This window comes from Tenacibaculum sp. TB-53 (genome assembly GCF_059716285.2).
This window is the reverse complement of the sequence record NZ_CM202790.1, coordinates 1,838,071-1,852,882: the sequence shown is the minus strand read 5'-3', so window position 1 is coordinate 1,852,882 and position 14,812 is coordinate 1,838,071. Positions and strand designations below refer to the sequence as shown.

General features: G+C 27.0%; 10 protein-coding genes. All 10 read left to right on the top strand.

Features of this window, described 5'->3' with window-relative positions; translation table 11 throughout:
- Nucleotides 1-45: 45 nt before the first annotated feature.
- The 10 genes from AC3VJB_RS08405 (at nt 46) to AC3VJB_RS08360 (ending at nt 14,741) form a co-directional block, all read left to right on the top strand.
- Nucleotides 46-3,204 carry an Eco57I restriction-modification methylase domain-containing protein gene (locus AC3VJB_RS08405; protein ID WP_497667030.1) on the top strand — a complete coding sequence of 1,053 codons (3,159 nt, stop codon included), beginning with the start codon at nt 46-48 and terminating at the stop codon, nt 3,202-3,204.
- Between the two features lie 65 nt (nt 3,205-3,269).
- Nucleotides 3,270-5,087 (top strand): DUF6119 family protein, encoded by a 1,818-nt coding sequence (locus AC3VJB_RS08400; RefSeq protein ID WP_497667029.1) that lies wholly within the window; start codon nt 3,270-3,272, stop codon nt 5,085-5,087.
- A 26-nt stretch (nt 5,088-5,113) separates the two neighbouring features.
- Nucleotides 5,114-6,073 carry a phospholipase D family protein gene (locus tag AC3VJB_RS08395; protein ID WP_497667028.1) on the top strand — a complete coding sequence of 320 codons (960 nt, stop codon included), beginning with the start codon at nt 5,114-5,116 and terminating at the stop codon, nt 6,071-6,073.
- Nucleotides 6,074-6,228: 155 nt separating this feature from the next.
- Nucleotides 6,229-9,006: a KAP family P-loop NTPase fold protein gene (locus AC3VJB_RS08390; protein WP_497667027.1), complete on the top strand. Its 2,778-nt coding sequence runs from the start codon at nt 6,229-6,231 to the stop codon at nt 9,004-9,006.
- Nucleotides 9,007-9,025: 19 nt separating this feature from the next.
- Entirely contained in the window at nt 9,026-9,412 is a 387-nt protein-coding gene (locus tag AC3VJB_RS08385) for a DUF6979 family protein (protein WP_497667026.1), read from the top strand.
- A gap of 47 nt (nt 9,413-9,459) precedes the next feature.
- A complete protein-coding gene (locus AC3VJB_RS08380; RefSeq protein WP_497667025.1) occupies nt 9,460-9,687 on the top strand; it encodes a hypothetical protein in 228 nt (75 codons plus the stop codon).
- Nucleotides 9,688-9,693: 6 nt separating this feature from the next.
- Nucleotides 9,694-11,871 (top strand): AAA family ATPase, encoded by a 2,178-nt coding sequence (locus AC3VJB_RS08375; RefSeq protein ID WP_497667024.1) that lies wholly within the window; start codon nt 9,694-9,696, stop codon nt 11,869-11,871.
- On the top strand, nt 11,858-13,096 hold the full coding sequence (locus tag AC3VJB_RS08370) for a hypothetical protein (RefSeq protein ID WP_497667023.1): 1,239 nt from the start codon (nt 11,858-11,860) through the stop codon (nt 13,094-13,096). The genes AC3VJB_RS08375 and AC3VJB_RS08370 overlap by 14 nt, the downstream gene beginning before the upstream one ends.
- A 13-nt stretch (nt 13,097-13,109) precedes the next feature.
- A complete protein-coding gene (locus AC3VJB_RS08365; RefSeq protein ID WP_497667022.1) occupies nt 13,110-13,970 on the top strand; it encodes a GIY-YIG nuclease family protein in 861 nt (286 codons plus the stop codon).
- Nucleotides 13,971-14,012: 42 nt separating this feature from the next.
- Nucleotides 14,013-14,741, top strand: a complete 729-nt coding sequence (locus AC3VJB_RS08360) for a hypothetical protein (RefSeq protein WP_497667021.1) — start codon at nt 14,013-14,015, stop codon at nt 14,739-14,741.
- Nucleotides 14,742-14,812 lie beyond the last annotated feature (71 nt).

Here is a 14,812-nt window from a genome sequence, read left to right as displayed (position 1 = left end):
TTTTTTTTAAAGTAATTTTATAGCTAATAAAAAAAATAGCTATTAATGGCATTATATCAACCGTCAGTACTTAAACACTATTTAAAATTACAAGATAGTGATGCACTAAATAAAGCCTATAAAAAATATACAAAGTACTTTCTTAATCCTACTATTCAAGATAATATACGTAGTTCTAAAGAAGAAGAATATCAAGGTCTTTTTTTAACTGAATTATTCGTAAATGTATTAGACTACACATTAAAGCCTAATGCAAATTATAATTTGGTTGCAGAGTATAAAAATCAAAACAATGCACGTAAAGCAGATGGAGCTATTTTAAGCAATGAAACTGCAATTGGAGTTATAGAACTAAAAGGTACAAATACAAAAGATTTAGAAAGTATTCGTAAACAAGCTTTTGATTATAAAACCAATCAAAAAGGATGCGTTTATGTAATAACTTCAAACTTTGAAAAATTACGTTTCTATATAAATGACGTAACCGAGTTTGAAGAGTTTAACTTGTTTGCACTAACGCAAGACCAATTTGCGTTGTTGTATTTATGCTTGCAAAAAGATAATATTCTTAATAACGTACCACTAGCAATAAAAGAAGCATCGGTAGTTGAAGAAGAAAAAATTACCAAACAATTTTACAAAGACTACTCGCTATTTAAACGAGAGTTATATAGAGATTTAGTAAAACGTAATGCAAGGCAATTAAAAAACGAAGCGCAATTGCGTATAACTGCAACGCAAACGCAAGAAGCAACAGAAGAAGAGCAAAAAGAATTACTACGTTTAGAGAAAAATGTAAAACTTACGTTGTTTAAGAAGTCGCAAAAATTAATAGATAGGTATTTATTTATCTTTTTTGCGGAAGATCGTGCGTTATTACCTCCTAATAGTACACAGCAAATCCTAGGCAAGTGGAAAAATGATGTAGATTTTGGAGATGAAAGACCGTTGTATGATTTGTTTAAGCAATATTTTAATTTTTTAGATCAAGGTAGGGTAGGAACTAAAAGTAGGGCAGAAATATATGCCTATAATGGAGGGTTGTTTAAACCTGATACAATACTTGATGCACTTGAAATAGATAATGAACTCTTATATAAGCATACCTGCAAATTAGCATCCTACGATTTTGAAAGTCAGGTAGATGTTAATATTCTAGGGCATATTTTTGAAAATTCGTTAAATGAGATTGAAAGTGTTAATGCTGAAATTGAAGGAGGAGATTTTGACAAACAAAAAAGTAAACGTAAAAAAGATGGTGTTTTTTACACTCCAAAATACATTACCAAATACATAGTAGAAAATACAGTAGGTAAACTGTGTGAAGAAAAGAAAACCGAATTAGGTTTTAAAGAAGAAGAATATTTTAAAGGACGTAAAAAGCGACAAAAAGCAACGATTGAAAAGTTAGTTGGTATTTTAGACGCCTACCGAGATTGGTTATTGCAACTTACTATTTGCGACCCTGCTTGTGGTTCAGGTGCGTTTTTAAACCAAGCTTTAAACTTTTTAATTGCTGAGCATAATTATATAGATGAGCTTAAAACAAAAGTGTTAGGTGGAGGGTTTCAGTTTCCTGATATTGAAAATACCATTTTAGAAAACAATATTTACGGGGTTGACTTGAATGAAGAATCTGTAGAAATTGCGAAACTATCCTTGTGGTTGCGTACCGCACAACCACGACGCAAGTTAAACGATTTAAGTAGCAATATTAAGTGCGGTAACTCTTTAATAGATAGTAAAACTGTTTCGGGTGACAAAGCTTTTAATTGGCAAGAGCAATTTCCGCAAGTTTTCGCAAAAGGAGGTTTTGATGTCATTATTGGAAATCCACCTTATGTTACTAATAAACTAGGAAAGAAAACAAATTCTACCAATCAAGAGGAAATGAAGTTTTATGAAAATAAGTTTGGTGATTTGGTTGAATATAAAGGAAATCTTTTCTCTCTATTCATAGGTCAATCATTTTCTCTTCTTAAGGAAAAAGCTTCTTTTTCTTTTATTATACCTAACTCTATAATGTTTAACTCTACATTTAAAAATATTAGGGAATTTATTAGAGACAAATTTAGTATCATTGAATTTGTAAATTTAACTTACGAGCCATTTGAGGATGCTAATACAGGAGGGTGCTTAGTTTTTACTCTGAAAAAAGAAAAAGAAAATAGGTTGTCTAGAGTTATTGAAGTCAACTCGGAAGAGGAGTTTTTATTAGATGACTACAGTGTTAGAACAATAGATTACAACAATGATATTGAAATATCACAAGGGAAATTTTTAACAAATGTAGATAGTATTTCTATTATAAAAAAGTGTTATAAAAAATCTGAATTATTAGGTGATTTGGTAAAGTTTTATCAAGGGATAATAACAGGCGATAATAAAAAGTATATTTCTAGTACAAAGGTTGATGAACGATACAAAAAGATTATTAGAGGAGCTGATGTACAAAAATATAGTTATAATTTTAATGATAATTATGTTTTATTTGATAAGGATTTATTGTGGAGTAATACTAATGAAGAGATTTTTGAGACATCCCCTAAATTAATTAATAGACAGACCAGTAGTAGTTTGATTGTAGCTTATGATGAAAGTCAAATTTATTCCTTAGATTCTACACATTGTCAAACATTAATTTCTGATAAATGCAGTTTAAGATTTCTTTTATGTATAGAAAATTCCAAATTGATGAATTTTATATACAATTTCTTAGTTAATGAAGGGGGAAGAACTTTTGCACAAGTTAAAACTGTTAATTTGAAAAAGTTACCTGTGAGAATAGGTAATACTGAGGAGCAAAAAAACTTTGATTTAAAATCTGAAATCATTATAGCTTTATCAAGTGAATTAGGAAGTTTTAATATAAAATTTATTAAATATCTAAAGCAAACTTTTCAATTAGAAAAACTCTCTAAAAAACTGCAAAATTGGTATGAATTAGAATTTGGAGACTTTATAAAAGAATTAAACAAAGCCATAAAAGCCAATAACAAACTACGTGTTAAAGATGGTTTAGAAGAAGTGCCAACCTTAACCAAAAAAGATGAGTTTGAATGGTTAGACCTATTTGAAGAGAACAAACAAAAAGCGCAAGAGCTACAAACGCAAATAACGCAAACCGACGCAGCAATTGATGCTATGGTGTATGAGTTGTACGGTTTAACTGAAGAAGAAATAAAAATTGTAGAGAATAGTTAACCTGATTGCTATAAGGCAACTTAATAATTTTTTGAAAGAAGAAATGTCTATTAAAAAATAAAAAAATGGAAAAAGAAATTGAGTCATTAAGTACAAAATTGCGTTTAAAGTCTGAAAGTCAGTTTACAATAAAAATATACCAGCTAGATTTATGGCATCATAAATTAAGAAACTTATCATCTGTTAATGATAAAATTCAAACAATAATTAAGCTTCATAGAGAAAAAATAGGAGAAGAAGTAATTAACATTAAACCGATAAGTATTGAAGGTGTAAATTATTACAGATATCTGTATAGAGAAGATGAAAAGGAATCTTTTTGGTTTGATTTTTTACCTAAAGAACTAAAAGAAAACTTAGACTTTAAAGTAGATAAAATTTCATTTGTACTTTTTGCACATGTTGATAATAGTGTTTTTGCTATTATTGGGGGAGGAGGAACAAGAGTAGTGAAACCATACTTAAATGATAGGTTTGGGATTGAATTATTTGAACGATTAACGGAAGAGAATAGCGAGGAAATTATTTCTATAACTTATAGAGGTATATCAGGTACATTAAATCAAAGTAACTTAATTTATAAGGAAGGTCAAAGGTTAAGTGATACGTTAGAGTTTGATAGCGTTCCAACAAACATTGTTTTAAGCTTAACAGACTATATTAAGGATAGTTTTTTTGAATTTATAGACTTTGATGATAGAAATGTTAAACTAGAAATAAGTTCTTCTTTCTTTATAAAACAAAGAATTAATTTTTATGAGTTACATAAGCTGTTTATTAGAATTGATGAGATCTTAAAAGAAAGAGAGAGGCTTTATTTAACTTCATTTGTTCAAGTAACTGATAAAAAGTTTGAAGATGATGAATACCCTAAGGTTTTAATGAAAGAATTAAGGGATGTAATGGTTTATGAATTTGGTTCAGATAGAAAAAGAGTGAAAAAATTTGACATAGATTTTGTGCATCCATCTAAAATAAAAGACTTTTATGAAAGTGATAAATATGTGATTAAATGGAAGGGAGATCATAAAGGAATTGAAGTTAATGATAGGAGTGAAATTTTTAAAACTGGATTGAAGTATATTTATGATGATTTAGGAGAACAAGTAGGTCAAGAAGATTTTAATAATTCGATGTGGAGGTTATTAGTATTGTGTTATAAGTCAGGTAGAGTTATTAAAGCACCTTTTTTTAAGTATATCACATGTGAATTAGAATTCAATAAGCAGCCAATTTTTCAGATAGATGCTAATTGGTATAAAGTAAAAAGTGATTTTAAAGAAAGAGTTAATGAATTATGTGAAAATTACTTAGACGAATATTGTTTAGAAAAGAATTTTTTAGAAGAAACTTGGAATGAAGATGTCTCCGAGGGAAAATACAATTTACAATATTCCAATCGCCTTAATTATTGGGTTTTTGATAAATGTTTGGGAGATAATATTGAATTATGTGATGTGATGATTGAAGCTGATGAGAAAATTTACTTAGTACATGTAAAGTCAGGTTTTGATGCTAAAATGAGGGATTTGTCAAATCAAATAATAATTTCAGCAAAAAGATTAAAAAATTCTTTAGACTCAGGTGATTTTAAATTTATAAATCAAGTTATTGATAGTTATAATCAAAAAGAAGAAACAAGACCAAAAATTGAAAGTAAACAAAGTTTTTTTTCAAAATTTAAAGAGAAGGATATAGTATATGTTTTGGCTTTTAAAAGTACTTGGAAGTCGGGAGAAAAGGTTAAAGATAACATTGATAAAGCAAATTCAAATATTGCAAAATATTCATTAATACAATGTGTAAAAGAAATGAAAAGTTCAAGTTTTCAAATTTCAATAGCAGAGATTGATAATGGTTTTAAAATAGAGAAGAATTTATAGTTAAACCCTGAAAAGATAAAAGAAAAATGAGTAAATTTTTAACAGGAAAAGAATTAGAAGATAAACTAACAGATATAATCTGGAACGCAAAAAAGTACATTGTTATAATATCGCCATTTATTAAGTTAGATGATTATGTAAAAAACATACTAGAAAAAGTAAAAACGCATCACGATATAAAATTTTACCTATTATTTGGTAAAAATGAGAATAGTCGTAATCGTAGTATAAGTAAAGAAGACTTTAAGTACTTTACTGAATTTAAAAATATAACTATTCTTTATAATAAAGACTTACACGCAAAACATTATTGCAATGAAAATGAGGGATTAATAACCTCTTTAAATTTATATGATTATTCTATGATAAATAACGTAGAATATGGAGTACATTTTACAGATAGTCTTATAAGTACAGATAAGCTTTTTCGAGAAACAGAAGCATTTACAGATGAATTGATGTATGTAAAGTCAGATGTTATTTATCTGAAAAAACCGCAATATTCTAAGGGGCTTTTAGGTTTAGGTAAAAAGTATCAAGATTCTAAAATTATATATGATATTTCAGAAGATTTCTTTGCAAACAACGAAAATTATGAAAAAAGAATTCTCGATAGTTTTGATTTAGAGGTTGAATCTGTTATAGAAAAGAAGTTTAACATTAAACCTACTAGAGAAGTTAAAAAAGAAAAGGTCTCAGAAGAAAATATAAACTCTAATGAGAATTTAAAAGAAACAATTGAAGTTGATAAAGAGTTACAATTTTCAAAAACAACAAATGATTATAAAGAAGAAGTAGGTTACTGTATAAGAACAGGTAGAGAAATACCTTTTAATCCAGATAAGCCATTTTCTTTAAGTGCTTACCGTATGTGGGATGTTTATGGTAATTATGATTACCCAGAAAATTATTGCCATAAAACAGGGAAAGAATCGTACGGTAAAACTAGTATGGCAAGCCCAATATTAAAAGGGATTTATAAATAAAATAATTATTCCTGAAATATTTAATAAATATATTGAGCATATTGTGAGGCTTTTAGGTGTTGTTTAATCAAAATGGATGTATAAAAAAAGAGAATAAATAAGAGCTGTTTCTAAGGAAAAGCTAAGTGATAAACAGAAAACAAAAAGTATAAGTAATGAAATTTATTAAAATGAACACTAAACCATTAATAATGTTTATTGTGCTAATGTGTCTTGTATTAGTCTTTTTTAATCAAATAGGTGTTTTATTAATAAGTATAGGTAACAGTATAGATTATAAATCTAATACGTTTATTACGGGTTATTTTATCTTTTCTATTTTATTAATAGCCATTTACGTAGTGTTAATTTCTAAACGTTATATTCACAATAAGTGGTTAACATTTTTAATCTCATTTATTACAGTTTCTTTTATCTTATACAGATTTGTTTTTGATCAAGATGTCTTTTTTTACAAAGTTTTTAGTCCAATTGCTTTTGCTGATATTATTATAGTTATAATAATATTACATTACTTAAACTTCTTGTTAGTATGGAAGAAAGAAGCAAGAATTAACAAGCAAAAAAATGTTGTAAAAGATAACTTTTTTATAGAAGACAATGTTTTTAATGATGGAGAAATAGATAATGAAATACATCTTCAAAAATTATTAAAAGAAATAAAAGGATTTAAGCCAAAGGAAGCTTTTAGTATTGGACTAAATGCTGTTTGGGGCTATGGTAAAACAAGTTTTTTACATAGATTTAAAAAAAAATATGAAGAAGAAAACCCAGACGAAATTATTTTTTGGTATCGTATTTGGAAAAATAAAGGGTCTGATTCCGTTATTGAAAACTTTTTTGAGGAACTCAAAAAACATTTAACCGCTTTCTCTGGTGAGATTTCTGGCACTATAGATAAGTATGTGTCTTCTATTTTAAGTTTATCAGGGTCTGATTTAGAAAAAATAGCTGATATAGGTAAAAGCATCTTGTTTGATGATAAAAGTTTAGAAGGATTCTATGAAAATATTAATAATGAAATTAAAAGAATAGATAAACAAATAATAATCTTATTAGATGATTTAGATCGATTAGAAACTGAAGAGATTTTAAATACATTAAAATTAATTAGAACCCTATCAGATTTTAATAATGTTATTTTTATAAGTGGATACGATAGGGAGTATGTGATTGAAAAAATAAATGCCACAAAAAATAATTATTTAGACAAGGTTTTTAATGTTGAAATTAATTTGCTTCCTTTTGATTCAAGGTTAATAGATGACGAATTACTTAGAATAGTTGATAAAACTTTTCCAAATACAGAAGAGCAAAGAGATGTAAATATTTTCAATTATACTTTTAAAAACTTATTTCAACAATTAAAGGAACAACTTTCAATAGAAAATGATACAGTCCAAGGAGAAATTACCATAGAGCCAATTGTATCTTCATCTTCTAATGAGGGCGACGAGATCAACACCAATAATTGTGAAGAAAGTTATAATTTTAATTATCAATCTTTTTTACCAACGTATAGGGATGTTAAACGGTTTATAAATGAATTTAAATTTTATGCTTCATTCATAGAAGATAAAAATTTAGAAGGAAAAGCGGATGTTATTATTAGTGAATATATACTATTAAGACTTCTTACCTATAAGTATAGGGATGTAAATACGAAAGTTTTATATAAAATAAATGATTTCCTGTCGAGGGAATACATAGATTTTGCAAATGAAAGAACTATTGTTTTAAGTGATGTCAATTTACATAATGTTTATATTTATAATAAGAGTTTTGATGAGTTAAAAATAATTTTCAGCTATTACAACAACGAAGATGTTAAAATAATACATGGTGTTTTGTGTAGGCTTTTTGGAAAAAAGCCCGTAGGTTATTATAAGAAATACTATAACACTATCTCGAAAATATATTACACAAGTATATATATACAAAACAATGTATTAAATAATATTATATCTATCTCAGATCTTCAAGAATCATTAAGTGAAAATAGGTTGCATTCTTTTGTTAAAGAATTGTCAGAAAAAATATCTTTAGATGGAAGGTATCATTTAGTTAGTGAAATTAAATATTTCATTTTTGATGTGTTTATGACTATTGATTCGAAGGAAAAGTTCAGAGATATACTGAAGACACTACAAACTATATTAGAAAGAATAGATTTTAAAGATGCTCAAAAAATCATCCAATTTATAAATAAAGTATTTAATGAACTTTATGAAGGAAATAAAACTAATATTAAAGAGGATGTAATTGAAGTTATAAAGCAATCTAATTTTAAAGGGGGGTTAGATTATTTATTTAGTGATATAAACTTGAATAAAAAAAGAAAAGATAGTGGCTTATATAATAATCTAGTTACTTATGAAGACTTGCCTTTTGAAAAAGATTTAAAAGAATTATATTTAAATAAGTTATCTCTTTTAGTAGAAACAAAAGAGGAATGTAATAGTATATATTCAGTCTATGTATTATACATTGAGGCTATAATTTTTGATAAAAAAATACTTTTTAGTCCTGAAGCCAATAAATTAATAAGAAAGGATATTGAAAATAGGTTCTCAGATTATTTTAATTCTAGCCTTTTTGATTCTTTAAGAACTATTAAAACAAATGATGAACTTGATGTCTTTAATGGTTTTGAACCCTTATTTAGTATTGCTCAAATTTTTTCTAGTTCAGAAACTTTAGAACAGTTAAAAGAGAATCCAGAAAATAAAGACCTGTTTAATATATTTTATAAAGAAGGATGGAAAAATTTATTTGCTTTTTTTGAATCTTTCGAAATTACAAACAGTGATTTAAGAGATGAAGGAGCTTTTAACAGAGCAAAAAAAATATTAAAAATATATATAATTAATAATTGTAAAGCATTGGATAGGAGACAATATAAAGAGGCTACTGAAGGAGATTTACCATTTTAAAAGAAGAGGCTTCAATTAAATGAATAATTATAATAAATATGGTTCAGTAGCAAAACAAGCTTCAGAAATAGATGAAAATCCTGTTGACTCTTGGGAACAAGTGGTGTCTAAATATTTTTCATCTGAAAGCTCAAGACAAAAAGCTTGCCCTAGAAATGCTTTTTTAGGATTATGTGAAGCAGGTTTAGTTAAAGGAATAAAGGCAGGAGTTTACCTTAAAAGTAAAAATGAAAACCTTAATAAAAAATATGCGATAGCAGCTATTGAAATACTAAAAGAAAATCCAAACTTATTTAAAAAAGAACTATGGAATAAAGTAAGAGAAAGATTAGCTTTAGGTAAAAAAAAACACAATTCCCAAATGGATGTCGTGCTAGCACTTTGGGAAAATAATTTAATTAAATGAAAAGCTTGTGACTTAGAAACAAAACTAACTTAAAAAATTATATGAACATGAAAAAACATCCTCCGTTTGAAATTGGTAGTACTTTAAAACATATACCAACAGGAACAATTATAATATTAGAAAAGTATGATACTCAACTTGTGAAAAGTTTAGGCTTGTCTATTGGTGGGGGTAGCACTAAAAGTGCTCCGAATTATAACTTTTTGTATGGAAAAGTAAGTGATTCCAATACTTCTTTTAAGGGGTTAACAGAAGAGTTTATAATAGTAAAATAGTAAGGTGTGAGTGGATTTAAGTTGTTAGGAATTAGAACTAAGAAAAACCTGAGTAAAGAATTTCATGGTAAGGATTATATTAACTTTTTTAAAGTTTTAGAAAAAAATAGTTTTTATAAGTTTTATTCTGAATACGACTATTATAATAATAAAAGGAATAAAGTTAAAGATAGTAACGAAGAAGTAGCTTTTATAAAATATACTCCATCTATACCTCAAGAATTTTACAACAGAAAAAATATAGATATTAACATATCAGCAGTAGTAGGTAAAAATGGAAGTGGTAAAAGTACTCTTTTAGAATTGTTTTATATATCTGTTTATCTTTTGTCAGTTGGAAAAGAATTATTGGAGTATAACTTTAATTCAATAAATGAAAAATTAGTAGAATTAAAAAAAAAATCAATTAGACATGGTGAAAAGTTAAATAATTTACTAACAAAATTTGATAATTTCACAGAAATAGAAGAGTTAATTGACAGAATTAAAGAACATTTGGATGCATTTGATGCAAATAACTTGGAATTTTTACCTCAATATGATTTTTTAAAAAAACAGATAGAAAAATATAAAGAAATTAGTGATTCTGCTTATGAACAAAATTATTATTGGGAACAATATGATGAATATATAGAATGGATTGAAAACACTAAAAGAATTATAAATTCTTTAGATCTTGAAATTTTTTATCAGTTAGATAATAAGTTTTATATGTTTAAGGTAGGTATTCATGAAGAGGAGGATAAATTTGTTTCGATAAGAATTATTCCTGAATTTCCGATTGAAAAGAAGAAAGAAGAACATTTTGAAATAAAAAACGTTGAAAACCTCTCTGAACACTTTTTTTATACTGTTGCTGTATCCTATTCTCATTATGGTTTAAATTCTCTAGAAGAAGGAGTGTGGTTAAATGATTTATTTCATAAAAATGATAGTTACCAAACTCCTATTGTTATAAATCCTATGAGAACAAATGGGAATATTGATGTTAATAAAGAAAAAAGTTTAGTTAAACAAAGATTACTTTCAAACTTATTAGAACCAGTTGACGATAGCTCTAAGGAGACTTTAAGGAATTTAACACCAGAAAAGAAAGCGGTTACACTAAGGTTAAAATTTAATGATGACAAATTTGAAAGATATAGAAAGAATCATGAATTAAACTCAATAACTGATATAGAAGATATAGCTAAAAAGTTATATGAGAAATATACAGGAGATAGCCTACCAAAACTCAATAAACGTGTTTTTGTAGCGATGCATTACTATATCCAAAATAAAATTATTAGGATATGTAAAGTTTACAAACGTTATAAGGTTTTTATAAAAGGAGATAAAGTTGTTGATAGAGATAAATTGATAGAAGAGTTAATTAAAGATAAAAGTCATATTACATTTAAATTAAAACAAGCTATAAACTTTATAAGACATGATCACATAAAATGGTATTCTGAAATTGAGTTTGATGAAGAGATAAGTAGTTTATCAAAAAGAATAAATGATATTATCCACTCTGAAAATGAAAAAGGTAAAAAATTTACAGTAATAGAGTTTTTACCTCCTTCAATATTTGATGTTAAAATAGAATTGGAAAATGGTAGTTTGTTTGAAAAAATGAGCTCAGGAGAAAAGCAGAAAATTTATACCATTAGTTCTATAGTTTATCATTTAATTAACTTGAATTCTGTTTTTAACAATAACGATAATGATTCTAAAGGAAAGTTATTAAAATACAAGTATGTCAATATACTTTTTGATGAAATAGAGCAATATTTTCACCCAGAAATGCAAAGAGCTTTTATAAATGATATGCTAGATTATATAGAAAAAATGAATGAACTTAATAGAAATTATATTAAAGGAATTAATATTCTTTTTGCAACACATTCTCCTTTTATATTATCTGACATACCACATCAAAATGTTTTAAAATTAGATGGTGGAAAGATCATAGAAAATGAACAATTAACTTTTGGAGCGAATATTCATGAACTCTTAGCGGATAGTTTTTTTATGAAAACTTTAGTTGGAAAGTTTGCAGAAAAGAAAATACTAGAATTAATTGGCGACATTAATGATGGTTTAAATGATAAAAGCCATAATAAACTTATTGAGTTGATAGGTGATTCTTTTTTAAAAGAAAGTATATTACAATATATAAAGCAAAAAAATGATCAAAATTGAAATTTCAAATAAAGAAAAAATAAAAGGTGATTATTTTAAGTTGTTAAAAGATCTTATTCAAGAAAGAGCAAGATTACTGCGTATTTCCTTAAAACATTTGAATGGTAGTTCTATAAACATAACCATTAGTGATCATAAAAAATATAAATATATCACCAAAGGTATTGTTAATAAACTTTCTCCAAGTATAAAAAATAAAATTAAAAAGTTTGAAGAGCGTAATTACTTAAATACAGTCCAAAATTATCTTAAAACCAATAGCTCTGATCTAACTAACGTAAGTTTTACAGGTCTTTTTTTATTTTTAAACGATATATTATCTAATAAAAATGATTTACTAAAAGATATATTAGTTTGTGAAGCGTCAGACTTGAGTAAAACCAATACTGATATATTAACCTACTATAATATTAGCACTACTGAAGACTTACAAATTCTAAAGTATGTTTTTGATTATGAGAATAATAGTATTAATTCCGAAATTAAATCTTTTTTTAGAAGTAATAATTTTGTTGACTATTGCCCATATTGTAACTTAACTGAAGTTAAATTTAGATCAACTCAAGAAGGCACTCAAATTGCCACTTCTCATGAATTAGATCATTTCTTTAGTAAAAGTGAACATCCTTTGTTAGCTTGTTCTTTCTTTAATCTCATACCAAGTGATAGTATGTGTAATGGCCCAGGAAATAAAGGAAAAATACAATTCACAGATGAATATCACTTGAACCCATATATAAGAGGTTTTAATAGAGATTTAACTTTTATTCCTATTTTAAAAGGTAGTTATGTGTCCAATATAGATATGCAAATTAATGTTGCAAAGGGATCCAAAATTAGAAAACAAATGTTGGGGTCATTACAGGAAATACATGAAGATATACACAGCCAAAAAAAACATCAAGAGGGTAATGTAAATGTGTTTAAACTCCATAGTAAATATGAAGATAGAAAAAAAGAAGCTCAAAATGTTCTCGATTGTATTAGAGCCAAAGATAATGGTATGAGTGCATTGAAGAATTTTTTTAAAAAAATGAAAAGTTTAGATCAACAAGAAGTCTATTTGAGTTGGTATGAGAAAAAAACACAGACTTCATTTAATCCTAAAGAATTTAATAAAGAACGTTTTTCTAAACTTAAAAGAGATATTCATGATTATTATTATGAACTAAACTCTAAAAAGAGAAATAACTTTATTAAGGAGCTTATAGATAAGTATGTTTAAAAGGAAAAAGAATATGACAAACCGCCCACAAACAATACAAATATTTTTACCAGATGGTTCACCAACTAGCATAAGGGAAGCAGAAATTACTAGTAGACTCGTAAAAGCTATTTTATTTCCTAGAAACAAAATACAAGAAGTAAGTCAGCGGGAAATGGTTCGTTACACAGGAGTGTACTTTTTATTTGGTATTTTAGAAGATGAAGCAAAACCTATGGTTTACATCGGTGAAGGAGAAGATTGTTTAACAAGAATACAATCACATAACCGAGAAAAAGACTTTTGGACACATTGCGTCATTGTCGTTTCAAAAACGAATGACTACAACAAAGCTGATAGTAAATTTTTAGAACATTACTGTATAAAAAAAGCAGAAGAAATAGGAAGATATAAATTATACAATGGTACAGGTTCTAATAAACTATCAATTTCAGAAAGTAGAGAACATGATTTATTAGATAGTTTTGAAACAGCAAAAATTTTACTTGCAACTTTAGGTTACCCCATTTTTGAAGAAAAACGAAAGGCAAAAACTAACAAAGAATTATTCTATTGTAAAGGTAAAGAGGCTTCTGCAATTGGAGAACTAACAGATGATGGTTTTCTTGTTTATAAAGGGTCTAAAAGTAATTTTAAAGAAACTAAATCAATTGGTTCTTGGGTGTCTAGAATTAGAAAACAACTTATAGAAGACTCTACTTTAAAAGAAGAGGAGGGACTGTATATTTTTCAATCAGATTATGTTTTCAATTCACCAAGTGCAGCTGCTGCAATTGTCTTAGCGAGAGCTGCTAATGGTTGGACAGAATGGAAAGATAAGAATGGTAAAACCTTAGATGAGTTAAAAAGAAAGATCAAAAATCTAGATAATTAAAAAACAATTCAAGCCCCAGTAATCAACTGGGCTTTTTTATACATGAAAAACACATACCATCCACTCGTTCAAAAAACAAAAATAGAATTATTAAAACTAGATAAGCTAAAACGTATTAGTTGGGAAGTTCAACAAGATTATAATTCACAATTTTTACCTATTTCGGTAGAACCCAAACTAAGAAAAAGAGCATTAGATTTCATGGATGCTCTAATCAAGTTACTAGAAGAAAACAACCATGCGATTAAGTTTGAACATAAACGATGTCATGTCGAAATGTATGGGCAACTAACAGGAATCCATTTAAGACAAAAACACTATCGTAAAAGAGTTAAAAATGAAGGAGGATATACACATGAGTACTATGAAAAAAGTAATAAACTAGAGTTTCGAGTGGGGTCTTGTTATCGTAAAGGCTGGATTGATAGGAAAACAAAAAAGTTGGAAGATTATCTACAAATAATTTATAATTATATTGAAGAGGATAGTAAAGGGTGGGCTGATTTAAGAAAGAAGCAAAAATTACAAGAAGAGGAAAGAAAAATCGAGCTTAAGAGAGAAGAAGAGGAGGCTAGGAGTATAGAAATTGAAAATAAAAAGCTAGATCAACTGATCACTGATTCAGAAAGCTTCATAAAAGCAAGAAACATTCGAGATTACCTAAAAAAAATGGAGGATGAATGTTTACAAACTGGTAATTTAACAAATGAAGTGAAAGAATATATTAAATGGGGTTATATGAAAGCTAATATTTTAGATCCGACTAAATAATTTTAGTGGTTTTTGGCTTTCTAATGTAATATGATGTAATTATTTTTTTGACACCTAAATTGACACCTTAA